This is a genomic window from Geminocystis sp. NIES-3708, from assembly GCF_001548095.1.
GTDB lineage: Bacteria > Cyanobacteriota > Cyanobacteriia > Cyanobacteriales > Cyanobacteriaceae > Geminocystis.
This window is the reverse complement of sequence record NZ_AP014815.1, coordinates 1,690,865-1,715,098: the sequence shown is the minus strand read 5'-3', so window position 1 is coordinate 1,715,098 and position 24,234 is coordinate 1,690,865. Positions and strand designations below refer to the sequence as shown.

Below are 24,234 nucleotides of genomic sequence, written 5' to 3'. Positions count from 1 at the left end.
TTATGTCGATCGCAGATTTAATTAAAGCAGAAATTGATAACATTCCCGAAGATAAATTAGCTGAATTATATCAGTATATTAAAAAATTAGCAAAACCACAAAAAACTCTTAATCACTTATGGCAAAAAATAGATGAATTAGGAGAAGATGAAGATCAATTATCAATGGAAGAAATCGTATCTCTAGTAAAAGAAGTTAGAGAAACCAAGACTAAATAATGAAACTTTTATTAGATACAAATATTTGGATTTCTGGATTATTGTGGGGCGGAGTGCCTCGTGAAATAATTAGTTTAACAGAAAATAATTTGGCGAGTATTTATATATCTAATTCTTTATTACAAGAGTTAGAAGATACTTTAACAAAATCAAAGTTACAGAAAAGATTAAAACAGCTAAACTATTCAGAACAAGATTTGATAGATACCATAAAATCTGTTACTATACTATGTCAACCTCTGTCAATATTAGCAGTGAAAGAATTAAGAGATTTAAAGGATAAAATAGTTTTAGAAGCTGGTTTATCTATTCCAGTAGATTTCATTATTACTGGTGATTTAGACTTGTTAGTTTTAAATTCTTTTCGAGGTATTAAAATTCTAAATCCTAATGATTTTAAGTTAAAAATTTTATCTTGAAAATGTTAATTACTAATTTTGTTTTTTATTCTAGGTTCTAAAAAATAATCTAACTAATTGCATATTTTTTTACAGAGTTAAATTTTATTGATTTATTTGCAGAAAAAATTATTTCTATCCTAGTATTATAAGTTTATAGATAGTATTTTATTCCGTTTTATGTTTTTGATCGAGCAAATAGATAATGTCATAAAATAGAATTAAAATCATGCAATTAAGTAGAAGATGATGGAAAATACAAAAGTTATTTTGGGAAGAATCACCTTTAACTCTGAAATCATGGGAGGAAGGGCTTGTATTCGAGGAATGCGCATTACAGTTGCTTTAGTGCTAAAATTGTTAGCTAGTGATATGTCGATCGAAGAAATTTTAAGAGAGTATCCTGACTTAGAATTAGGGGATATTCAAGCCTCCCTTAACTATGCCTCCTTGTTAGCGGATGAAAAAGTTTATTCTTTTGAGCAAAAAGTGGCATGAAATTTTTAGCAGATATGGGAGTATCACCTTTAACTGTTAAGGCTTTATCTCAGCAAGGATATTATGCTATTCATCTATCAGAAGAAGGCTTGTTTTATTTACCTGATTCTCTGATTATGTCAAAGCAAAGGATGAAGGAAGAATAATTCTCACTTTCGATTTAGATTTTGGGGAATTGTTGGCGTTTAGGGGTGATTCTTTGCCTAGTGTGATGATTTTTCGATTAGAAAAAGCTAATCCTGATTATGTTTTATCTAAATGAAATCCTGTTTTAGAAGAATTTCAAAATATCTTAGAAAATGGTGCAATTATTACTATTAAAGATAATAATTATCGTGTTCGATATTTACCAGTAAAAAATGAATAAATATTTTAGTTATTTAGGATTAAAATTATTTATAACAGTCCTAAATCATTTGTGAGAAATTACCATACATAAACATTTTGGGAAAATTAAAAATATTATTATTCGTAGAAAATTCAAATAAATATCTAACAATCTTAAATGATTTACATAAATGATAAAATTCTCTAATAAATCTTTTTCCCTGTAGCCATATATCTTCCATTGGATTTTGTTTTGGGCAATTGGGGGCAAATCTTATGCAAGTTACCTTCCATTTTGTTTCTTCTAAACCCTCATTTAATGACTGTAAATATTCTCTTATTTCTTCTGAACGATGATAGCTCGCTCCATCCCATATTATGGCGATACGACTTTCTTTATTTTCTGATAATAAATATTTGATAAAATCTATTGTATTCTTTGAATTACACCCTTCATATTTTTTACTTATACACTTTTGATTTAATATATTTATTGCTCCATAATAAGTTTGCCTTCTTCTTTCATTTATCATCGCTATTTCTACTCTTTATTCTTTTTTACCCCAAATATAACCACAGGTATCTCCCCATAATAAATGACATTCATCTTCAAAAAAAACTGCTAATTCTCCTGTTTGTATTTCATAACTATTTATTTCTAACCAATCTATTATTTCTTGTTTTTTTTCGACTAATTCTTGATCTTCTTTGGGATTTGATTTTTGACTTTTTTTCCAACTAATTCCCGCTAAATTCAACATATCATAATAACTTTGATTAGATTCAAACTCCACATTATATCTGACTAATATTTCTGTTTTTACGGATGATAAAGACCAATAGTTTTTTCTTTTAGCCATTTATTTATTTGTTGTCGTTGTTCCTCTTTCAAATAACCATTTGAACCCATATATTTTAATTTTAAGACTTCAATGCCTGAGTGTTCATATTTATCTGTCCATTTACTAATAAAACCTGAACTTACCCCTAAAATATTTTGAATCTGATAATGTTTATATCCGTCCAACCACATTTTTACTGCTACTGCACGTTTCAATTCTCTAGGGTCTGGATTTGACTGAATATATTGATTAAGGTCTTCCTGATACATGGCGAGGAATCTACTAATTTTGGTTAATTAATTATTAGTTATATTCTTACAACTTATTTAAGAACACTATATTAGCATAATTAAGGAAAATCAACTACATCAAAAGATAGTTTTATCCTCTTTAAAACCATTAAATTGATGTTAATGATGATCGAATAATCCCTCATTTTTTTATTGAATAAAGGAAATTAAACCATGATTAAACAACTAGAAAAAGCAATTAGTAAATTGTCAGAATTATCAGAAACAGGACAAGAAGTGATTGCCCAAATAATTATAACAACAATTGAGAATAAGAAAGAAGAAAAAAAAGGTTATGTAAAGGATGATCCATTAGCAGAATTAAGGAATAGTGATTTTATTGGTTGCTTTGCTGATGAACCAGATTTAGCAGAAAAATCAGAACAAATTGCTCAAGATATTATGTCGAAGAAAGGTTAATTATGATTATTGCTGACACTGGTTTTTTCATAGCTTTAGGAAATAATAAAGATAAATTTCATGAACTAGCAAAACAAAAACTTGTTACTCTTAAAGAAAAATTAGTTATTACCTATCCACTAATAGTAGAAACCAGTTATTTATTATTAGAAAGATGCAATAAAGAAGCTCAATTTAAGTTCTTAAATCAGTTAACAAAAGATAGTATAGATATTTTTCATTTAAGTAACGATAATTTAACGAGAATGATTGAGTTAATGAAAAAATATTCTGATTTACCAATGGATTTAGCAGATGCTTCTTTGGTAATTTTAGCAGAAGAAATTAAGGAAAATCGAATTTTAACTACAGATTTTAGAGACTTTAATATTTATTGTTAGCAAGACAATAAAAAATTTAATATTCTACTAACCTAATTTTTATATGCTTATGTTGCTTTTCAATCTTTTAAAAAATAACGATATAACTTTATCAATAAAGGACAAAATAAAATAAGGAATAAATAATACTAAATAATATTAAATTTATGGTTTTCTTAAATATAAAATAACATGATTACTCTAACTATATTGTATTAAAAAATATGAATATTTATTTTCTGGAATGTTATGGAGAAGGGGTAACAGATGATCCAAGAGTTAATTTTTTTCTACCATCCTTAATGGCTTTTTCTTTCTTTGCGATCGAATCCTTAACTAATGTTGTTTATATTCAGTTTATTCAAGATAGTTTAAAGAAAATAAAAGATATTGACTTCAAAAACAAAATCAAGGAAATAAATGAGCAATTAAATATAAGTGAAGATGAGTTTTCTGAATTAGAGACAATAATAGATGAAATGAAAAAATTTAGGAATAATTTAGTACATTCTAAACCTTTAAAAATAGAACATGGTCCATATTATTATGAAAATAATTCTGATGCCATTGGTTATATACCAACAAAAATTTATGAGATAAAAAATTTATTTAATCGAGTAAATAAAGATAATGTACAAAAATTTATAGAAACAGTAAATGATTTAGAAGAAATGTGGGATAAACAGTGTCAAAAACAATTTAACAGAGAGATAATTTTTTCTCAAGTAATGCAAATCAAAAATACCCCATAATCTTATCAATGTTTGATCGCACCCAATATAATAATACTTTATTAGATGTGCCGACAGTGAATGATTACACCTCAGCACTCAGGAAAACAGTCATCTGTTAGAAGTTAGAGAAATAAACAAAAATTCAAAATAAAAGCAATAAAAATTAATAAATACCTGAAAGTCTGAAAAATTAATGGTTCTAAAATTTGTCACCAGTAATCGGTGAGGTCAATATCGTACAATAGTCTTATCATTTTGTTTTTCAGTTTTCCACTAACATATTCTACATCAAAACTTTTCAAACAGCTTCTAATATCGTTGACCAAAACTATGAGATAAAAAATTTTATGTTGCAAAATAGATGGAACAAATTTTACTTAATTTTGTTTAGTATATTTTTTCTATTAATAAGCCCAAAAGTAAAAGGAGATGAAAGAAAAATAGTCAATCCTGACAATGGGAATGAATATCTTTTGACAGACGTAATGTCATGGCAGGAAGCAAGAGTTTTAGCGGAGAAATTAGGCGGATATTTAGTGACAATCAATGATGAAAAAGAGAATCAGTGGTTAATAAATACATTCCTTCACCATGACACTGATTTTGTCTGGATTGGTATAAATGATTACCAAGAAGAAGGGCATTTTATTTGGATTAATAATGAAAATGTTCCCTATACAAACTGGGCATCGGGAGAACCGAATAATAATTTACTACAAGGCGGTGAAGATTACGGAGTAATAAATGGAGGAAAAAATCCTTTTAACCGTACAGTAGGAACATGGAGCGATGCACCTGAAAAGGCTAGATTAAGAGGTATTATTGAATTCACAATCAATTAGGCAGAAACAGATGATATTCACCTGAGAAATTAGGATTAAACCAAGTCATAACAATTTCTGATTTTTCAGGAAATTCAATAACCTCGAAATTTTTATCCCAATAACATTATTTAGTATTTAAGAAATCATGAGTAACAATTAAAGTTTTGAAGAAAAATACTTCAAACTTAGCGATTTTGTTTACTATCAAGGAAGAATAGAAATCGGTTAACGAGAACATTAACTCTTTTGTCGTTGCTCATGATTAAGGAGGAACGGTTTATGAGGGTAAAAGACACTATGGAGGATGCCTTAGCAGATTTAGAAGTTGGTATCACTCAATATTTAGAAGAAAACGGTATTGATTTGAAAGAATAAGATGTCTATAAATCAGAAAAAATCGGTAAAATGTATTGCTCAAAAAGTTAATAAAAAAGATGGGATTGTTAAAGAAATTGTTAATGCTACCTTAGAAGAAATATATAATTGTTTAAAAAAGAAAGAAAGTGTCAATTTAAGAAATTTTGGAATATTTTATATCCAAGAAAAAAGGGATAGTACACTGTTTAAATTTAATCCTTCTCAACGCCTACGAAAATTATTTGGTTGGTCATCTACTTATAAAGGAGATATATAAAAGATTTTTCTGATACTGGAATATAATCAAACTATTAATATGAATAAAGAGTAACAGATGATAGAACTTTACTATTGGACAACTCCTAACGGGCATAAAATCAGTATATTTTTAGAAGAAGCTGGTCTTGATTATCAGATTATCCCTGTCAATATTGCCAAGGGAGAACAGTTTGAACCAGATTTCTTGAAAATATCTCCTAATAATCGTATTCCTGCCATCATCGATACTAAACCGACTGATAACGGAGAACCCATTAGTTTATTTGAATCAGGGGCAATATTACTTTATTTAGCCCAGAAAACAGGCAAGTTTATATCATCCGATACTCGACAATATGCTAAAACTTTAGAATGGTTATTCTGGCAGGTAGGCGGACTCGCACCAATGGCGGGGCAAAATCATCACTTTGGTATATATGCTCCTGAAAAAATACCCTATGCCATCGATCGATATGTTAAAGAAACTAATAGATTATACGGAGTATTGAATAAACAGTTAGAAGGGAAAGATTATATTGTAGGGGAGTATTCCATCGCAGATATGGCTTGTTATCCTTGGATAGTACCGTATAAAATTCAACAACAGGATATAAGAGAGTTTCCTCATTTAGAAGCATGGTTTAAACGCATGGGAGAAAGAGAAGCAGTGATTAGAGCTTATCAACAAGCAGAACAATTTAATAATCAACCAACCGTTACCGAAGAAAGTAGAAATATTTTGTTCGGACAAACTGCTAAAAGATAGTTTTATCCTTTTTGAAATATTCAATTAAATACCAAATTAAAGTGACAATAAACAAAACAAATAAACAACAAAAAACCATTAAAGAACAGGTTAAATTATTAGCTCAAGAATCTTTACAACGTTCTGAACCTTCGGGCTGGTTTGATCTTATTTATCAACAAGCTGGAGACGATGCAACTCAAGTTCCTTGGGCAAAAATGCAACCTTATCCTTATTTCCATGATTGGCTTAATGAACTTCAACCAAGTAATTTATCAGGATTAAATAGCCTTGTAATTGGTTGTGGATTGGGTGATGATGCCGAAGCTTTAGCTGATTTGGGAGTTGAAAATATTACTGCATTTGATATATCTCCTCATGCGATTGCTTGGTGTAAAAAACGTTTTTCGAATAGTAAAGTTAATTATCTTGTCGCTGATTTATTCAATCTCAATGCAGAATGGAGTAAAAAGTTTGATTTTGTTTATGAATGTAGAAACATACAAGCATTACCTTTAAATGTGAGAACTGAAGTGATTACTAATATTGCTAACTTAGTAGCTGATAACGGTATTTTATTAGTTATTAATTATTTTCGAGATAATGATGAAGAACTAACAGATTCACCACCTTGGGCATTGTCAAAACACGAATTTGACCTATTTAAAAAACTAGGATTAAAAGAAAATAAAATCAATACTTATTTTGAAAAAGAAAATAAGATACAAATAGCAGAGTATATAAAAACTGAACAACTTATTTTGGATAAATCAGTCTTTGCATTCCGCTAAACTGTATTGTTATCTGTCTGTTACTGGTTAATTGCTTTAAACAAATATTAATCATACTTACAGGGCGGTTAATGATATTACTTAATTGCTTGATGGTTAATCCTTGAGGATTTTGATTAATTACGTTTAGCAAAGTTTCACCCGTAGTTAAACCACCACGAGCTTTGATGAATATTAAGTTAGTCATTTCCTCACACAGAAATTATTAAAAATTATTAAGATATTATAATTCACTCTGTAAATATTTACAGAAGCAAAGTTAATAATCATCAAGAAAAAATAATCAATAGTTTATTGCCTTGTAGCTTTGAAAAGAGATTCGTCTTCATTTTCATTTATTAATTCAATCGATCCCTCACCACTAACATCGTCCATATCATCATTACCTTCCCATACGTTCGTTTGCTTTAAATAACCATTAAACCAACCTGTTACTAAGCCAAATCTTAATCTCCTTCATTATTAGCTTTAATTTCAAGTAATTCCTCAATTCGGTTGATAATATTGAGAATAATACTATGATCTACCTTAAAAAAGTATGGCATACCTATTGACAGTTTTCTCTTTATTGGTTAGTATATTAAATATAGTAAAGGGAAAGGGGCAAAGGTGAAACATCCACTATTTGTTAATTCTTGTAGCTTTATTACTAATTAACTTGTTTTTTGCGATAACACGATTATTTTTGAGGGGAATCGATGAATATTACTAAACATGGACATCAAAGGATGAATCAGAGGGGAATTACTAAGACGATGATTGAGTTAGCAATTCATTATGGAACACCAAAACAAGATCAGTATATTCTAAATAAAAAATTAGCTGAACAACTCGCAATTGATCTACAAACACAGCTTAAAACTCTTAAAAAAATTATTGATAAAAAAGGAATTGTAGTAGTGCAAGAACAGGATATATTAATCACTACCTACAACTGTTAAATTTCTAAATCAGAATATTTTTTAATGGGATAAAGATAGAACATAACCTTTAGATAAAAGTCTATATTTTTCTTTATTGGATAACTCTTATTAAAATCAACATATTCAATTAATTATTAATTTTCACTACACAGACACAAAATTTTATGGATAACGAAAAAATATTGTCAAGTTTATTAGATTGCTTACCCTTGGACAAAAATAAACCAGAATATGTAGTTTTTTATCTTCAAATTTTAGCATGGGCGAAACTTTCAGCATCAGATTCTCTAAAACAGGAATTATCATTTAATCCCCAATTTTTATCTGATAATTTTGAAAAAGTAAAAGCCATATTTAATGATATTTATAAGAATAATTCTTTTTTAAAAAATGCTTTAGCTTTTAAATTATCAGATATTAATATTGATAATGATTCTGTTAAAAAACTATTGATTTTAGTTGAAGATTTAAGTAAAAATGGTATTATTAACAATTTTAGAATTTCTAACGAAATTTTATATAAAATTTTAAATTCAGATAAAAATTATACAGGAATCTTTTTTATCCCTAGTGAATTATGCGATTTAATGATTAATTTATTGGGGGATATTACAAAAAAAGAAATATATTGTCCTTATGATAATTATTGTGATTTTAGTCTAAAAATCTATGAAAAGGGGGGTTTACCTTATATTGAAATATTATCAACTAATTTAATTCCTGAGTTAATAAATATATTAAATAATTCGGATATAACTATTGCTCATAGTGATCCAATTTTAAATCCTTCCTATGTGAAAGAGGGTAAATTAAAACAGTTTGATTTAGCAATGTCTTGTCCCCCAATAGGACTTAAATATGATTCTGAAGTTGTTAAGAAAGATTGGTTTAATCGTTTTAGTCACATCAATCGTAATGGCGATGTTTATGCTCTTTCTCATATTCTTTCTCAAACTAAATCCCGAATCGTGGTAATTGTAGCTCATAGTATGCTTTTTAGCTCCACAACGGAAGTTTTTAGAGAAACGATATTGAAAGAAAATCAAATTGAAGCTGTAATAGCTTTACCTTCAGCTATTTTCCCTTATACTTCTTTTCAATCTTCAATCCTTATCTTTGATTTACATAAAACAAAGAAAACAGTCCGATTTGTTGATGGTAGTGATGAACAGTTTTTTATTCGATCTCATCATCAATCTCAATTAGTTAATTGGCAATCTTTACTGGAAACTTATTTATATGGTGAGGATGAATCTTTGGTTGTTGATATTGATATTGAAACCATCCTTAACAATCATTCTATTCTGGAAGTATCTAAATATATATTACCCCCAGAACAAAAAAAAGTTACTCAACTATTAATAGATCAAAAAACCGTCAAATTATCAGAGATAGTAACAATTATTTCGCCCCTTCAAATTAGCTATCTAAAACGTGCTGACAAAGAATCAAAAATTAAAGCATGGGAAATAACTGCATCTAATTTTCCTGAATATGGTTATTTACTAAAGCCAGAAAAAGAAGTTGAAACCATTTATTCTAAAAAAGATAATCAACATTTTTTACAACCTAATGACGTTGTTTTTATATATAAAGGTAGTGTTGGTAAAGTGGGAATTATTCCAGAAGATGTACCACCTAAAGGTGAAGGGGGATGGGTTGTTAATCAATCCTGTTTGATTTTACGCCCGAATAAAAAAATAAATGCAAAAGTATTATTTATGTATCTAAACTCTGAAGTAGGTCAAACTTTAGTAAAAAGAATCATCTCAGGTGCAACTATACCTTTAATTCAATTGAAACTATTAAAAGAATTAGAAATTATGATGCCTAATCAACAAGAATCTCAAAAAATTATTAGTACTTTCGACCAAATGGTTACAATTCAATCTCAAATACAAAATTTATTTCAAGAACAAGAAAACTTGAAACGTCAACATTGGGCGATAAGTCCGTAAACAACAGATAACAGACAAGTATATTTGTTTGCATAAATCATTAAAGTTATTCGGATAAATAAAAATATAGTGGAGATAATTATGACTAATATCGCATCAAACAATGCCAGAAAATTTATTGATTTAGTTATCAACTTTAAACATTACTTTGATAATAAAGATCGTTTCATGACTCTTTTTCTATTGTATAAAGGAAACAAGTTTGCAGAGCATGATCAATTCTATTTTACCAATCAGTTAACGAAGATTTATCCTGATTTTTTAGCTTCCCTGAGAGAATGTACTCCTTCAGAATGGCTAAAAGCTCGTTTGCGTGACTGTCAATTAGATATGAGTATTCGAGCTTTATTTATTATTTTTTGTGATGATATTCTTGGTTATGGTTGGGATGAAAATGTACATCTTGATGATTGTACTGGTCATTTATATCTTGATGATCAAGTGTTAAAAGAAATATCTCAGTATTGGGATTATAACTTTTTCACTGTTTATGGTTACGATGAGATTGTCTGCCCATTATCATTGTTACCTCAAGATTTACAAGAAGAAGAATAATCTATTAGTAAATAGGGTCTGCTGAATAAATCAAAAAGTGAGTCAAAATTAGATAAAAGGTAATTTTTAATGAATAGTAATAGTAAAATTAATTTTGTTGATGGTTTTATCTCTGCTATCAGTTTTGCAGGGAACATTGAACAATTGCAAAATGAAATTGATTTTCATATAAATTTTAATGGGTATTCAGAAACAAATCTTGAATCTTTAGTGAGAGAAGCCAGAAATGAATTTGAGCTAGAAGAAATCGGAGAATGGTCTGCTCCGAAATGGACAACAAAAAACGATATTATTTACTTTTATTTAACTAAAGATAGACCGATAAAATATGTTAAAAATTTAATTAAATTTGCTGAAGAAAATAAAGACTTTAAATTGATTAAAATTTTATATAGAAATCAGCAATTAATTGAAACTTATAAAGGAAAAATTTTTGCCTGTGCAAGAGTTGTAGGTTCACCCATACGTTCTCAAAACAATCATGATAGTTATCATCATAAAGGTAGGATATATATTTCTTATGCTCAATGTTATGTTTTTCAAAATCCTTTGCCTTTAGAAAAAATAGAGAGACACATAAAAATAATAAGAGGTGCTACTACAACTCCTGTCAGAGGACAAAATTTTGATGGAATAAAATTAGAATTATCGAGAAATAATATACTACCTGATTACTTAAAAAATGCACAGGGTGGTAATATTAATTTCACAAATATAGGTAAAGATACATGGAAAACAATATCATGTTCGCCTGAAAAAACTTTTATTGATGAGTCGCAAATAAGAACTTATTTTCTTAATTATTTATTAACTGAAATAAAGGATAAAAACACGCCTTTACTTGAGGAATGTAAATGTTATAAAGAAAATAAATATAATAACGGAATTGTTGATTATTGTATTAGAATAAATGGACATTGGATTCCTGTTGAAGCTAAACTTAATATAAGTTGTGAAAAAGATATTTTGGCTCAGGTTAGAAAATATACAGACGCAAATAATTTTATTGCAACAAAAGGAAAAAATAAAGGAAAGAGAGTTACGAATAACAACTATTTATGTATTGTAGCTGATATGTTTGGTTTATCTTTGATAAATAAAAATCAGTTTTTGTATGGTAATCCTGAGAATCCAGCATGGAAAAGAGAAGAATTTTTATACAACACTACATTAGTTGATAATCTTCGATTCTCAATAAGGGAATTACTAATTAACCAAAATGGATAAAATTTAATAATCTTTTAATCATTACAAGGATTACTGGTCCGATTTGAAGAGTTAAAAATATTAGACAATGTACTAAATAGAAGAAATTTTTATTGAATAGTTATTAAATTTTGTTTGAAATATGATCTCAAATTTTAAACTATTATTCTGAGCGTAACACATATTTATATTCCTCAACAGTTTTTTTATTTAGTTCCCATTTCCAGTAATCATCTCTATTACCTCTAAAAGTTATTTTTTCTGCTCTTATTAATAGAGGTTTAGCCTCATCAGGTAGAGAAAAAAAATTGAAAACCTGAAGCATAGCTCATTTCTTGCAAATCAAAAACTTTATCATTTATTTTTAATTCCATATAAGGCATACGGGGGGTTTCATCTCCTGTATCCCTCGTTTAGGCTACAAGTGAAATCCCTATTGAATCTTTATTTAATCTTGTAAACCCTATGATTCTGTAAGCCCATGTTTTTTGTATGTAAGATTTATCATATACTAATGGGGCTGAAAGTTCATTTCTAAATTTATCTAATTGCCTATATGCCAGTGAATAAAGGGGCTTATCATCTTTATTCACTGGTAAATCTTTTGCAGAGTTATTACAAATATCATTTCGATTATTTTCTTCTAAAATATCTGGAGATTTTTCTATACTTGAGTTTAAACCATCAGCTTTCAATGGTGTTGAATTTTCAGTAATTATCATTAAAGAAAAAACAAGAAATAATAATCTCTTAAAAAAATAAATCATTCTTTTTCAATTATTAAACAAATAAGTACCTAAACAAAATAGATTGTGGACTTTAAAATTAACAAGAATTGTGTCAATTCCTTATTCCTAATCTTTACTTAAATATACAATAAAATTGGCTGATTAATTTAAACAGGGCTGTAAATATTTTAGCTAAATAATCTTTATAGTTTAATAATTTATAATAAACAGCTAATCAAAGCTAAAATATTGGGCAAAAACTGATTATACAGATAATTAGAACGGAAAAATTATCCCCTTATCTAGCACTCCAAGTAAAATCATTTCCTTTCGTAAGAAAAAAGCTTCTTAATTCTCTAACAATAAATTAATCTTTTCTAATAACTTCTCTACTTTCTCCCACTTCTTCCGTTCAGTTTCCCATAGTTTCTTTTTCTCAATATTTTTGACTAAATCCTTAACTGTTTTTGATGCTGATTCTATTAGTTTTTCTTGTAATTGTTTTATCTTTTCTTTAATCTCCCTTACTGATAAATTAAGATCGAGTGATTCCTTCAATAAATCTACTCTTATCTTTTCTTCTTTTATTTTACTGAGAGCGATCGCTTTAGTATAAGCAATCTTTCCTTCTCTGAGAGCTTGTAAAATATCGTCAGGTAATTTGAGTAAAGGTAAACGAGTTCTAATAAAAGATTCCTATTTAATGGCTAATGATTCAAATAACTGAATAATTACAGTACTTTCATTGTGAATGGAAACGTTTCCATTCACTCTAACTTTCTCATTTTGCATTCGATATAACTGAGCAATGACATCAGAAATAGATAAATTGAGTTGAATAGAGAGTAACTGTAAAAAACCCTCTGTTTCCTCTATAGGGTTTAAATCCTCTCGTTGTAAATTTTCGATTAATGCTACTTGTAAAGCCTCTTCATCAGTAATTTCCTTGATAACTACAGGAATTTCTATTAATCCTAATGATTGACTAGCCCGATAACGTCTTTCTCCTGCGATTAATTCATATTTTCCTTCTGATAATGGTCTAACTAATAATGGTTCGAGGATACCATGTTGTTTAATGGAGAGGATTAACTGTTCTAATTTTTCAGAATCAAAATAACGTCTCGGTTGTTGTTTAGGTAAAACAATATTTTTGATGTTAATGGTATTGGAGGATAATTCAGTGTCACTAAAAATAACATCGAGATTAGCTTTCCCACGATAAGGTTTATCTGTTTTTCTTGTTACCATTATTTTTAACTTTTAGCTTTTAACTTGAATATTGGTAATTTCTTTGGCTAACTTATTCATCATTTTAACCGCAGGACATTTAAGATCATAAACGGCAAGGGGTACAGCTTCTTCAGAAGCATCAGCAAAAGCAGTTAACCGAGGAATAGCATCATAAACTGTGGCAATTTGTCCAAACTCTTCTTGAATAGCTTGTAATGTTCTTTTATCCTGAGAATTTGCTTTACTATAACGAGAGGGAATAAAACCAGCTATTTTTAAATCACGATTACCTCTTTTCTTTACTTTAGCAATAGTTTCGAGTAATAAATTAGTTCCCTGAAATGCCTTAAAATGAGTTTCAATGGGTATTAAAACATGAGTTGATGCAATTAAAGCACTATAACTGAGTAACCCTAAACTAGGGGGACAATCAATCAAGATAAAATCATAATTGGGTAATAGGGGGGCGATAGCTTCAAGTAATCTTACCTCACGAAAATCAAGATTAACCAACTGAATTTCGGCGGCGGATAAATTAATATTAGTCGGGGCTAAATCGACACCATGAATATTTTTTAAGATAAACAAAGGTTCTTCATTAATAATAGCATCAAAAGGTGTTTTATCTAATGTCTCAGGCTCAATGCCCATGAAAGTAGTTAAAGAAGATTGAGGGTCAAGATCAATGAGTAAAACTCGATATTTTAAGAGGGAGAGATGATAACCAAGATTATAAGTAATAGTCGTTTTACCGACTCCTCCAGCCTGATTAAATAAAGGCAATAGTAATAGCCATAGTAAATAAAAAATGAAACTGAGAAATATTCAAATTACAATTATTGTTATCGGTAGTATATTAGTTGCCTTGCTATTTATTAGCAGAATAACAGAACAATATGATTATCGTAAGCAAATAATAAAAATTAAGGAATATGTAACTAAAATTAGTGATAGTAAAAAACAATGTACAATTAACTTTAAAAAAAATATAGTAACTTCGGATTGTGCTGAATCATTAAAATTGAAAAACCACTGAAATTAAATTATCAGAATGGAGTATTTAAAGGAGAAGAAATATTATTGATTAAATCAAAAAAATATCTTCAACAATGTTGTATTGGTTTTAGTGGTTTAATTATTGCAATGGGTGATTACGATGGTCAATGTAATAATTTTCGTAACTAAACTGAAAATAATTGACTCCATTCTTTAGATTGAGCATCTTCTTTGGCGACTATTTCTAAAATATGATTATTAGTTTTAGGGTGAAAAATAGACTCGACACAAACTTGAGCGACTTTAACACGAGGAATCGAACCCTCAAATAAAGTATCTGCACCACTAACCACTAAAGGATATTGATTATCTTCATTTTTTAATCCAGCAGGACGAACAATTGTATAATTTAACCCACTGTTAATTAAATATTTTTCTGCTTGTTTTTTCCAAAATAAAACTAAACCAAATAAGTTGAGAGGATGAAAAAATCTTGATACACACAAAGAGGTAACAAAGATAAATTTATCAATATTGTTTTCCTTTGCCGAATTAATCAAATTTTTACTACCTTCATAATCTACCTTATAAAATGCAGTAGGATCTAAACTAGGAGTTGCACCAGTAGCACAAATAACAATATTACAATTAGTTAAAGCAGAAGAAAAAGAATTAGGATTAAGCACGTCACCAATTATCAGTTCTACTTCAGAAGGTAAAATTTTCCGTGCTTTATTTTCATCTCTTACTAAAGCACAAACCGATATATTTCGTTTTACCAATTCTGAGGCAATTCTTCTACCAGTTTGCCCCGTTGCACCAGCTAAAAATATTTTCATAATTTGCTCCTTTTTATTTTTCATTGATCTCACTTTATCTTGCCATAAACTAAACTATATATGTATTCGTTAAAATTCATGAAGAATATTACTCATCGAATCAATATTCTTCATCCTGTTTGTATTCAATTACTTGGGAGAGAGGAACTTTAATTATTTTAGTTATACCTGATTCTCTTCCGAATAAATAACCATGTCGTTCACTTAAACCAACTAAGATTTGACTTTTGGCATATTCAACAGGAACACGAGCATATAATCCTTCATATTTATTTACTGCTAATTCATCATCAGAATTAACTTTATTGGAAGATAATATATCAGTGGGGTCAGAAATTGACATTGGTTCAAATGTTGATAATGATTCTTCATTTGAAGAGAGAAGGTTTAAATTTTGTTTTTCATCTTTTTCATTAGATAGATTGAGTTTTGATTTATTAATATTTTCTCTTATATTTTCCTCGATTATAGAGGATTGAGATTGTGAATTAATTTGAGTAATAATAGAATTGACAGAATTTTTAAGTTCCTTAAGTTCGGAGATTAATTCTAAATTTTGATTTCTTAATTGTGAAAAATTAATTTGTAGTTCTGATAAATTTGTTTTTAGTTTTACATTTTCATTTTTTAGTTGCGAATAAGCAGAAGATAAAATCTTTTCATTTTCTGAATTTTCAGTTTTTCTTTCTAAATTTGGTAAACTGTCAACATTAGCAACTTCTTCATTAATAAAGGGCTGTTGATAAGAATAACTATAGCTTTCACCATTGACAAGATAATTTGGCAATTCTGATATTTTATTGTCAACAATATCAACATTTTTATTGTTTTCATTTGAATTATTACTATTTTCTTTAATCCTGTCACTTTGTGTAATAAATCGCCATTCTAAATGTTTCCCATTACCTCGAACTTCCCCAAAACCTAAATCAATTAAATCTTGAAAATGTCGGCGGATGTCGATACTTAATACATTACGGAAATAACGGTCACATTGTTTTAAATCTCTTGCTTTTAACCATCCCTTCCGTTGACTCAAACTTATTATTTTTGAATAAATCGGACTTAAATTTTTCTCATTACTTCCTTCATGTTTAAGATATATACTTTTAATTTCATTTATATATCGTTTAGCTAATTCGACTCCCATCGCCATAAATTTAGGTTCTAGCAACATATTGCTGTCAACATTACCAACATTATGATAAAAAGCCTTATGGAGAGATTGAAGTAAAAGAGCGATTTCTCCTGCTACTCGTTTAAATTTAGAATAAACAGCCCTCAGTGCTTGATTCGGTTCATTTAACTTTAACTCCTCCATTTCATCGAAAAATTGTTGATAAATCTTACTTCCTGTTTGACAAAGATGATATTGATAAGCAGGAAGATTCTCAATATTTTCATATAAACCACATAGTAAAGGATAAATATCGAATTTTACTTCATCATCAGGAAACTTACATTTTTTCAGAGGTAAACTCGCATAAACGAATCTTGCCCAATAACCTGATTCATCCTGACAACTTCCCATTTGTTGACGTAAAACATCAGGAGTCATCGCTCCTAAAATTGAATAAGTTGACCGAGCATTATTAAAACGATCGCCATTTTTACGGTTAACTTTCCAACCAGTACCGTCACGACCTGAGAGTATTTTTTCTTGGTCAGCTCCTTTACCGCCACGATAAGCATTATTTTGTTTAATTAAGCCTGATAACTCATCGAATAACATCAAAAAGCCTTTATTGGGTTGATCATTAATAATTTGAGCAATACATTCAGAAGTAACATCAGTTACGTAATATTCTAATGGTTTAGGCTTAGGAGGCTTTTCTTCGATACTTTTGTCAACTTTAATTCTTTCATATTCAGCGAGAGATTGTTGATATTGATGTTCTGCTTTTTGTTGGATATATTGAATAAGAGGAGCAGTAAAAATATCCATAGTCGGAGATTTAGAAGAACCACTTTCACCCACCACTGCCGAATAAAAAATTGGACGAGCGATAAATTTAGAGCTTTTGATTAAAGTTAATTTCGTGTGAGGATTAATAAGAGAAGCTATTACAGGTAATAAAGCCGTTAATTGAGCGATGCTATTACTTCCTAAAATTTCAGCAATTTGATTTAAAGGATGAACTATTTCAATCGGTAAATACTTCGATAAATCAAAATAATCAGATTCTAATTTTAATAATTGATTAATTTCATCTTGGCGAATGGATAACTCAGCAGATTTATCAGATTCTTTCGTTAAATCTCGGTATAATTTCCGAACTTCGGTTATTGGTAATCCAATTAATCGACTAAGTTTATTAAATATTGTAGTCAAAACTGACTCTTTTGGACTGCTATCAATTAATTGCTCTAATTCAATTATTAATCGTTTATCGTTAAATTGTTCTGTTGTTTGTTGACTACCTTCATTAAACTGTGATTCATTATTTATCGAAGTGTTGACTGATTTTGTTGACATTGATTTATGAAAAGGTAAACGGGAAAAAGCAAGGGGCAAAAGATTATTTAATTTTGAGTTCTCAGTTTCAATTTCTAAGTTGAGAGTTTGAAAATGACGAGATTGATTTTCAACAGAATGGAAGATAGTTTCTTTAATTTGTTCATTATTGAGTCCATAACTATTTTTGAGTTCATCAATCCAATCAGCAATATCTAAACCATTACTATCAGGTAATGTTATATTCCACAAAGGAGATTGAGGAAAAGCATATAACCAGAAAGCATTTTTAAAATATTGATTAATTTTGTCCATATGTTCAACACCAACAATATCTCTGTCAGGACATAAAACTATTGAAGGCAAATGGTTATTTTCTTTACTGTTCTCTACTCCCCGCTCTGTACTGCCTATATTTATTAATAAATCTTGAGAATGAGAATCACGCCATTTTTTACTGCCACCGATATTAGTAGTAGCTGGAATACCTAATTTCCATAAAGCATCAGCACAACTTTCTCCTTCTACAATAAAGATAATCTTATCTTCGGTAATCGCCTTCTGAATTTCGTGATAACGATAAATGGGGATATGTTGACGTTTTTCTTCTTTAAGTTGATTAAATAATTCCCATTCAGTATCGTTACATTTACCATTGTCATAATCTTTTTGGGATAATTTAACCCAATATTTCTCGGTTCTGAATTTAGCTAAATCTGGATGTTCTAGCCAATATTCCTGCCAAATAATTTTATTTGGGTCAATTCTTACCACTCTGATTAATTTATTACCAGAGCGATCTAAATATTCCCATGTCCTTGTCTGAGATTGTCGGGGTTGCTTGGTGGGTAAATCATTAATAGGAGCGTAATAGGAATGACCATTGATTTATCTAAAGTTTCAGGAGTTCCAGAAACAGTGATTAGTTTATTTAGAACAGGAGAAAGAAATACTGGTGTCAAAATTTTTGATCAACTTAGAGAAGGTTTACAACAAATTTCGCCGAAAGCATATAGACGTTTTATGGAATTATTAGCAGAGGTAGAACCATTAGAAGAGATAAATTTAGCTGAATTGGTTGCTAAAGCTCCATTTTCGGTTCAGGCAGAGGTATTAAAAGCTATTGCTTCGACTGGGGTGTTTACCCGATTATCAGAAATGGCACAAGATAAAAATAATCAAAAAGTATTGAGTTCTTTTTAATAAAATTTTATATGATAGTGTTTTAAATTACAATATAAAACTGTAGTTTATTATACAAGAGATAAATTGTGAGTCAAAGAAATAAATATAAAATATTGGGAACAGAAGAATTAGTAACCAAGTCGAAAAAGGTAATTATTGCGGAGAGAGAATTAAATATAAAACCTTCAAATGACAATAACAATGACGAAAAAGAAAAAACCCACCCAATTCTTATCATTGGATCAAATAATATTTTTGGCAAAAATGTATTTTTGCTTAATGCTGGTACAGAACAACAAGATATAGATTTTTTAATGCAACACTTCTCACCAGAACTTTTAGATAAATTTATGTTTGGTCTTAATACAGAAATAGACAAAAAAAGTAATGAGATTAATTAAAATTTAATATTTATTTTTAATTTTATTATAAAAAAGCCTTCCTCTAAAAACTAAGATTTTGAACGACTTTCCTTTTTATATCATTCTCTCGTCGATCATAACTAGCTGTAGTAATGGGGGAGGCGTGATCTGCCAATTTTTGTACTGTAACAATATCCACTCCTGCCGACAATAAATCACCACAGAAAGTTTGTCTTAAATCATGAGAACAACAGGATTCAATTTTAGCAAGTTTAGCTCGTTTTTGGAGCATACGCCAAATAGAGTTAGAGTGCATTTGACCGATTTTGAGATGTCCGCCTCGATGGATACGACAGAAAAGATAGCCGTTTTCATAACCTCGTAATTCTAACCATTGTTTAATAAAAAATAAAGCCTCATCAGGAAGGAAAATTTTACGACTTTTATTGCCTTTAGAGTTACGAATATATAATTCTGAATTTTCTAAGGTAACATCTCGTAATTCTAAATTAATTAATTCAGTACGGCGTAAACCGCCACCTCTGAGGACACTGAGAATAGCTCTGTCTCGAATATCGAAAGGACTATCACCATCATAAGTAGCAATTATTTGCTGAATTTCCTGTTTACTTAATGCTCGTCCTTTTGGTTCGCTCGTACCGACAACTTTTTTAAAATCAATAGTTTTTTGATAAATCTCAAATTCCATCAATCTTAATTTCTGAGCTTCTCCCAATACTCTTTTAAACGCTTAGGATGGCTACCAGTGGTAAGGAATGTACATTTTACCGATGAAGAAATAGAATTAATGACCATCATTAACTAAAGTTGCTTCAATCAAAATTAATTTATGTTCTGATTTTTCCCTTGTACCATAAGATTGCCACCGATAAAATCCTCTCCGCCAATGAGTAGTAATGGTAAACTAAAGCTAATAGGAGAAAAAAAGCTATCCTTCCATGACTATTTTATATGAAGATGAATATATTATTTGTGACGATGATGCTTTAACTATTCTTTATTACTATTTCCCCTTTGGAGATAAGCGAATACCATACAAAAACATAGCTAAAATTGATCAGCAAGAAATGACATGGTTGAGTGGTAAAACCAGAATATGGGGTGGTTCGTTTGAGTATTGGTTAAACTTGGATATTAAACGTCCATGGAAAGATAAATTAATCATTATTGATGAGGGAGAATTAACAAAACCTGTTATTACTCCTGATGACCCCGAACAGGTTTACCAGATTCTTGTTAATAAAACATCTAGTTAAAATTCATAGTCTCTTGAAATGACTATAACTTATACTTTTTTATGTTTTATTGTTAAACTGAAAATAGGAACAATAAAGGGGAGGTAGCTCAATGGTAGAGCAGCGTTTTACTTTTCGCAGGATGCAAACAAAGTTCCTTGATTAAATTTTTGGATAAATTATTACTTTCCGCATAATGCAAAGCAAGTTCCTAATTTTGGCTCATAACCCGCTGGTTGCAGGTTCGACTCCTGGCTTCCCCAACAAAAGGGGGCAAAAGAGATTCCTTATAGTGGCTTACGCCATTAGTCTTAAGAACTAATTTTATCTCTCGCCCTCTTTCTAATTCAAGGATATTGAAAGATGAATAAAGCAACGTTAAAATTATTTAATGCGATCGAAGTTAACCATAAGCAAAAGAAAAACTTACCTGAGTCTGTATTGGTGAGAACAATTCAAAATGGTTATATTCTTGAAGATGCAATCGCACCTGATGAAGACTTACTCAATCTCATTGAAAGCGTTGTCGGTATTTCAGGAATTAAAGCCAATTCCGCCTTTCATAAATCTTGGCAAATAATTCAAGAATCGGATTTAGAATTACTGGTTACGCAACAAATCATTCATTACATTACAACCTATGGCTTTGAAAGACTAGGTATTTATCGAGAAGACGCAGTTTATATCCCCAAAGAAATATTAGAGTTACCTACTATCACCGATGATATTCCGTTGGTGGTGATTAAAGCCATGACGGCAGATGAAATTCTTGAGCAGATTATTAATTTAGCCAATGGTATTGCTTTAGCACAAGAAACCCTCGATGATATAATGAACATAATTAAAAGCCATAACTTCAATCCTAGTTTTGTTGAAAAAATTGGCAACCGAGAATTAAAAGCCTTACTTTATGATTTTTATGGCATTGTACCATCAGAATCCGTAGAATTTTTGCGTCATTTGATCAGTAAATTAACTGATGAATCTTTGCTAATAAAAAATCAATATTTAATCAATAAAATTAAACAATCTAATGGCAAGTTTTTAGATACTTTACTAAAAAAAGCACCCGATGATTTAGCTTCAATTTTCTTTCGCTTCAAACCATTATTCTTAGCAATGAAATCAATTTCCAGTAATAAGAGATATTTTAACCAACTGAGAAAAAAAGCGAATAAATTACACAAACCTATTCCCACTGACTATCTAAATAATGTCACCAGTCAAATAAAATATGAAAAATTAGAGTTAGAAACTTTAGCTCAAAAACTCAAAAAAGCAACCATTTTTCGTAAAATTCGCCTCGCTTATGCCTTAAAATACCGCTTGGATATTTCCGATTCTATTGTTTATCGAGTTAGAAATGGCAAAGGTTGGGCAACAGAATTTGATTTTGAATGGTGGGATATGGTTGAAGATAAAACCCAACAAGCCTTAGATATTGTCGTTAACTCCATTGTGGAGGATGTGAAAAAAAATGTCGAGGGTAAAACTATTTATATTCCCCATAATATTCATTATGCTTTACCAGCCACAGAAAAACAATTTACAGGATATTTTCCCACAGGTACTTATGTTACCAGTACTGAAGATATGATTGTCGGGATTCATTGGACAAATACGAAGAAAAATAGAGTAGATTTAGACTTATCTGTGATAGGAGAATCAGGAAAAATTGGTTGGGATGCCAATTATTATGCAGAAGAAAAAGAGGTTTTATTTTCTGGAGATGTCACTGATGCACCACCTCCCCATGGTGCAGTTGAGCTTTTTTATTTTAAACAAGCTGATTACGAAGCGAGAATTTTAATGGCAAACTATTATAATTTTATACAAGGAGAAAAAGTTGACGCTAAAATTTTAGTAGCACAGGAAAAACCAGATAACTTTAATAGAAATTATATGGTAGATGTCAATAAAATTATTGCTTCTGCTAATATAACTATTACTAAAAAGCAAAATATTTTAGGTTTAATTATTAATATTAATGGGGAAAATAGGGCTTATTTTGCTAATATAATTATAGGTAATTCTATCACTTCTAGTTATAATTATCAGTCTATAAAAACTAGAAAATATTTAGTAACTAAGTTGATAAATGCTCTTGAATTAAGGGAAATTTTAATGGCAGCAGGAGCAAAAATTATCGATAAAATACCAGATAATAAAGAAGAAGAATATATTAATCTTTCTCCAGAGGCATTAGATAAAACAACAATTATTAATTTAATTAGGGATGCTGAATAAACCAAAAGAGTATAAAAAAACAAAAATTTAGATACACTACATTGCAAAAAAAAAAGTCGAGAATTTTATAAAAATTTAGTCTCCACAAATCTTCAAAATACATGGGTATAAATAAACTAAGACTATGAGTATCTAAAAGATTATTGATAAAGGCTTTTATCGTTATTGAATACAATTGTACGGAGAGTTCAGATATTAGTTGAATTTAATTAGCTAACAGTTAATGACTGTCCATTATTTTTTGCAGATAATTTAAGCAAAAACGGTAATGCTTGTTTTACCCATTCATCAATAGGAGTATAATATTCGGCTTCATCTCCAAAACAAATATTTAACATATCTGTTTGAATGATACCAGGGTTAAGAGCAACCGTTGCCATGCCTGATGGTAATTCTTGGGCTAGTGCCTGAGTTAATCCTTCTATTGCCCATTTGGAAGCACAATAGGGTGCAACTTCTGGGGATGTTGAGCGTCCCCAACCAGAACTAATATTAACGATAATTCCTTGTCTATTCTTTATCATTACAGGTACAACATGACGAATAACATTAGCAGTACCTTTAATATTGACATCAATCAAATAAGAAAAATCGGTGGCTGGAATTTCCCAAAGTGGTGCTGGACGATTAATAACTGCGGCATTATTGATTACTAAATCAGGAATATCAGGGAAAGATTCAATCCATGTTTTGACCTGTTCATCGTCTGCTACATCAAGAACAGTAAAATAATGTTGAGGATATTGTTGCTGTAATTTGTTAATGGCATCTTGAAAACGAGAGCAACCAATAATAGTATGACCGAGACTAATAAATTTCTCTGTTAAAGCACGTCCTAATCCTTTGCTTACTCCTGTAATAACTATAATTTTTTTCATAATCTATTTAGCTTTCCATGTACCACCATAACGATAAAATTTGTTATTTTTAGCTAATAATTCCCAACAATCTGGGCAAACCATTATCCATTTTTGACTCTGATCATATTGAATACGATAACGAGTTGATACTAAATTACTACAATAATTACAATTTTTAGATTTTATTAATTTACCCATTTATGAAATAGATAAAATACTATTGATTAATTGTAAACCTTTAAGTTTGTTTAAAATTAATTGGTAATAAATTTTTTCAGATTTTATAGATAATAATGTAAAGTTATTTTTTCGGTGCTTCACAAGCTATACCATCTTTATTTCAGTCTAATCGATGAGGGTCATTAGGAAA

At 29.5% G+C, this 24,234-nt stretch carries 31 protein-coding genes and 1 pseudogene; 20 read left to right on the top strand and 12 right to left on the bottom strand.

The annotated features are described in order from the left end of the window. Positions 1–2: 2 nt before the first annotated feature. From GM3708_RS07580 to GM3708_RS19630, 5 genes are all read left to right on the top strand, one after another. Positions 3–218: a hypothetical protein gene (locus GM3708_RS07580; protein WP_066345320.1), complete on the top strand. Its 216-nt coding sequence runs from the start codon at positions 3–5 to the stop codon at positions 216–218. Next, positions 218–637 carry a putative toxin-antitoxin system toxin component, PIN family gene (locus GM3708_RS07575; protein ID WP_066345318.1) on the top strand — a complete coding sequence of 140 codons (420 nt, stop codon included), beginning with the start codon at positions 218–220 and terminating at the stop codon, positions 635–637. Before GM3708_RS07580 ends, GM3708_RS07575 begins: the two co-directional genes overlap by 1 nt. A gap of 228 nt (positions 638–865) precedes the next feature. Next, a complete protein-coding gene (locus GM3708_RS07570) occupies positions 866–1,114 on the top strand; it encodes a DUF433 domain-containing protein (RefSeq protein WP_066345317.1) in 249 nt (82 codons plus the stop codon). After that, on the top strand, positions 1,111–1,260 hold the full coding sequence (locus GM3708_RS19635) for a DUF5615 family PIN-like protein (protein ID WP_255358431.1): 150 nt from the start codon (positions 1,111–1,113) through the stop codon (positions 1,258–1,260). Before GM3708_RS07570 ends, GM3708_RS19635 begins: the two co-directional genes overlap by 4 nt. 29 nt (positions 1,261–1,289) lie before the next feature. Further along, positions 1,290–1,376, top strand: coding sequence for a hypothetical protein (locus tag GM3708_RS19630; RefSeq protein WP_396229666.1), 87 nt, complete (start codon positions 1,290–1,292; stop codon positions 1,374–1,376). 145 nt (positions 1,377–1,521) lie between these two features. Here the strand turns inward: GM3708_RS19630 and GM3708_RS17915 are convergent. After that, a pseudogene (locus GM3708_RS17915) lies at positions 1,522–2,552 on the bottom strand (IS630 family transposase). A 195-nt stretch (positions 2,553–2,747) separates the two neighbouring features. Between GM3708_RS17915 and GM3708_RS07550 the strand changes: the two are divergent. The 7 genes from GM3708_RS07550 to GM3708_RS07520 all read left to right on the top strand — a co-directional run bounded on the left by GM3708_RS07550 (position 2,748) and on the right by GM3708_RS07520 (position 7,061). After that, positions 2,748–2,993, top strand: a complete 246-nt coding sequence (locus GM3708_RS07550; protein WP_066345315.1) for a hypothetical protein — start codon at positions 2,748–2,750, stop codon at positions 2,991–2,993. A 2-nt stretch (positions 2,994–2,995) separates the two neighbouring features. Then, positions 2,996–3,373, top strand: a complete 378-nt coding sequence (locus GM3708_RS07545; protein WP_066345314.1) for a type II toxin-antitoxin system VapC family toxin — start codon at positions 2,996–2,998, stop codon at positions 3,371–3,373. 203 nt (positions 3,374–3,576) lie between these two features. After that, positions 3,577–4,104 carry a hypothetical protein gene (locus tag GM3708_RS07540; RefSeq protein ID WP_066345309.1) on the top strand — a complete coding sequence of 176 codons (528 nt, stop codon included), beginning with the start codon at positions 3,577–3,579 and terminating at the stop codon, positions 4,102–4,104. Between the two features lie 329 nt (positions 4,105–4,433). Further along, positions 4,434–4,928 carry a C-type lectin domain-containing protein gene (locus tag GM3708_RS07535; RefSeq protein ID WP_066345307.1) on the top strand — a complete coding sequence of 165 codons (495 nt, stop codon included), beginning with the start codon at positions 4,434–4,436 and terminating at the stop codon, positions 4,926–4,928. A 358-nt stretch (positions 4,929–5,286) separates the two neighbouring features. Next, entirely contained in the window at positions 5,287–5,544 is a 258-nt protein-coding gene (locus tag GM3708_RS07530; RefSeq protein WP_066345305.1) for an HU family DNA-binding protein, read from the top strand. A 57-nt stretch (positions 5,545–5,601) separates the two neighbouring features. Continuing rightward, entirely contained in the window at positions 5,602–6,291 is a 690-nt protein-coding gene (locus GM3708_RS07525) for a glutathione binding-like protein (RefSeq protein WP_066345304.1), read from the top strand. Positions 6,292–6,332: 41 nt separating this feature from the next. Further along, positions 6,333–7,061, top strand: a complete 729-nt coding sequence (locus GM3708_RS07520) for a class I SAM-dependent methyltransferase (protein WP_197671696.1) — start codon at positions 6,333–6,335, stop codon at positions 7,059–7,061. On the opposite strand, the gene GM3708_RS07515 is transcribed toward GM3708_RS07520, so the two are convergent. Beyond that, a complete protein-coding gene (locus GM3708_RS07515) occupies positions 7,027–7,248 on the bottom strand; it encodes a hypothetical protein (protein ID WP_066345303.1) in 222 nt (73 codons plus the stop codon). The genes GM3708_RS07520 and GM3708_RS07515 overlap by 35 nt on opposite strands. A gap of 511 nt (positions 7,249–7,759) precedes the next feature. On the opposite strand from GM3708_RS07515, the gene GM3708_RS07510 reads away from it, so the two are divergent. The 4 genes from GM3708_RS07510 (at position 7,760) to GM3708_RS07495 (ending at position 11,724) form a co-directional block, all read left to right on the top strand. Continuing rightward, positions 7,760–8,002, top strand: coding sequence for a DUF4258 domain-containing protein (locus tag GM3708_RS07510; RefSeq protein WP_066345302.1), 243 nt, complete (start codon positions 7,760–7,762; stop codon positions 8,000–8,002). A 146-nt stretch (positions 8,003–8,148) separates the two neighbouring features. Continuing rightward, positions 8,149–9,942 carry a type I restriction-modification system subunit M/S gene (locus GM3708_RS07505; RefSeq protein ID WP_066345301.1) on the top strand — a complete coding sequence of 598 codons (1,794 nt, stop codon included), beginning with the start codon at positions 8,149–8,151 and terminating at the stop codon, positions 9,940–9,942. An 81-nt stretch (positions 9,943–10,023) separates the two neighbouring features. Further along, on the top strand, positions 10,024–10,497 hold the full coding sequence (locus GM3708_RS07500; RefSeq protein ID WP_066345300.1) for a hypothetical protein: 474 nt from the start codon (positions 10,024–10,026) through the stop codon (positions 10,495–10,497). A gap of 69 nt (positions 10,498–10,566) precedes the next feature. Beyond that, complete coding sequence (locus tag GM3708_RS07495; protein ID WP_066345299.1) at positions 10,567–11,724, top strand: hypothetical protein; 1,158 nt, start codon at positions 10,567–10,569, stop codon at positions 11,722–11,724. Between the two features lie 142 nt (positions 11,725–11,866). Here the strand turns inward: GM3708_RS07495 and GM3708_RS18670 are convergent, their stop codons facing one another. The 7 genes from GM3708_RS18670 to GM3708_RS07465 all read right to left on the bottom strand — a co-directional run bounded on the left by GM3708_RS18670 (position 11,867) and on the right by GM3708_RS07465 (position 18,728). Beyond that, positions 11,867–12,028, bottom strand: a complete 162-nt coding sequence (locus GM3708_RS18670; RefSeq protein WP_158505854.1) for a hypothetical protein — start codon at positions 12,026–12,028, stop codon at positions 11,867–11,869. Between the two features lie 88 nt (positions 12,029–12,116). Continuing rightward, positions 12,117–12,425 carry a hypothetical protein gene (locus tag GM3708_RS07490; protein WP_144439293.1) on the bottom strand — a complete coding sequence of 103 codons (309 nt, stop codon included), beginning with the start codon at positions 12,423–12,425 and terminating at the stop codon, positions 12,117–12,119. A 354-nt stretch (positions 12,426–12,779) separates the two neighbouring features. After that, complete coding sequence (locus GM3708_RS19270; protein WP_255358443.1) at positions 12,780–13,079, bottom strand: hypothetical protein; 300 nt, start codon at positions 13,077–13,079, stop codon at positions 12,780–12,782. Between the two features lie 48 nt (positions 13,080–13,127). After that, positions 13,128–13,682 (bottom strand): ParB/RepB/Spo0J family partition protein, encoded by a 555-nt coding sequence (locus tag GM3708_RS19260; protein WP_231933115.1) that lies wholly within the window; start codon positions 13,680–13,682, stop codon positions 13,128–13,130. A gap of 12 nt (positions 13,683–13,694) precedes the next feature. Next, positions 13,695–14,447: a ParA family protein gene (locus GM3708_RS07480; protein WP_231933113.1), complete on the bottom strand. Its 753-nt coding sequence runs from the start codon at positions 14,445–14,447 to the stop codon at positions 13,695–13,697. 398 nt (positions 14,448–14,845) lie between these two features. Next, positions 14,846–15,499 carry an SDR family oxidoreductase gene (locus GM3708_RS07470; RefSeq protein WP_066349367.1) on the bottom strand — a complete coding sequence of 218 codons (654 nt, stop codon included), beginning with the start codon at positions 15,497–15,499 and terminating at the stop codon, positions 14,846–14,848. 100 nt (positions 15,500–15,599) lie between these two features. Next, positions 15,600–18,728, bottom strand: a complete 3,129-nt coding sequence (locus GM3708_RS07465; RefSeq protein WP_066345294.1) for a DUF3987 domain-containing protein — start codon at positions 18,726–18,728, stop codon at positions 15,600–15,602. A 102-nt stretch (positions 18,729–18,830) separates the two neighbouring features. On the opposite strand from GM3708_RS07465, the gene GM3708_RS07460 reads away from it, so the two are divergent. After that, positions 18,831–19,157, top strand: a complete 327-nt coding sequence (locus tag GM3708_RS07460) for a hypothetical protein (protein WP_066345293.1) — start codon at positions 18,831–18,833, stop codon at positions 19,155–19,157. A 68-nt stretch (positions 19,158–19,225) separates the two neighbouring features. After that, the gene (locus GM3708_RS07455; protein WP_066345292.1) at positions 19,226–19,540 is read left to right on the top strand and encodes a hypothetical protein; all 315 of its coding nucleotides are present in this window, start codon (positions 19,226–19,228) and stop codon (positions 19,538–19,540) included. Between the two features lie 43 nt (positions 19,541–19,583). On the opposite strand, the gene GM3708_RS07450 is transcribed toward GM3708_RS07455, so the two are convergent. Further along, positions 19,584–20,210 (bottom strand): tyrosine-type recombinase/integrase, encoded by a 627-nt coding sequence (locus GM3708_RS07450; protein WP_082714025.1) that lies wholly within the window; start codon positions 20,208–20,210, stop codon positions 19,584–19,586. A 250-nt stretch (positions 20,211–20,460) separates the two neighbouring features. Here GM3708_RS07450 and GM3708_RS07445 point away from each other — a divergent pair, with 250 nt between their 5' ends. Then, positions 20,461–20,778, top strand: a complete 318-nt coding sequence (locus GM3708_RS07445; RefSeq protein ID WP_066345290.1) for a hypothetical protein — start codon at positions 20,461–20,463, stop codon at positions 20,776–20,778. Positions 20,779–21,120: 342 nt separating this feature from the next. Then, positions 21,121–23,004, top strand: a complete 1,884-nt coding sequence (locus GM3708_RS07440; RefSeq protein ID WP_066345288.1) for a hypothetical protein — start codon at positions 21,121–21,123, stop codon at positions 23,002–23,004. A 209-nt stretch (positions 23,005–23,213) separates the two neighbouring features. Here the strand turns inward: GM3708_RS07440 and GM3708_RS07435 are convergent, their stop codons facing one another. Further along, the gene (locus GM3708_RS07435; protein WP_066345286.1) at positions 23,214–23,882 is read right to left on the bottom strand and encodes an SDR family oxidoreductase; all 669 of its coding nucleotides are present in this window, start codon (positions 23,880–23,882) and stop codon (positions 23,214–23,216) included. A 3-nt stretch (positions 23,883–23,885) separates the two neighbouring features. Further along, positions 23,886–24,062, bottom strand: a complete 177-nt coding sequence (locus GM3708_RS18840; RefSeq protein WP_173645000.1) for a hypothetical protein — start codon at positions 24,060–24,062, stop codon at positions 23,886–23,888. Positions 24,063–24,234 lie beyond the last annotated feature (172 nt).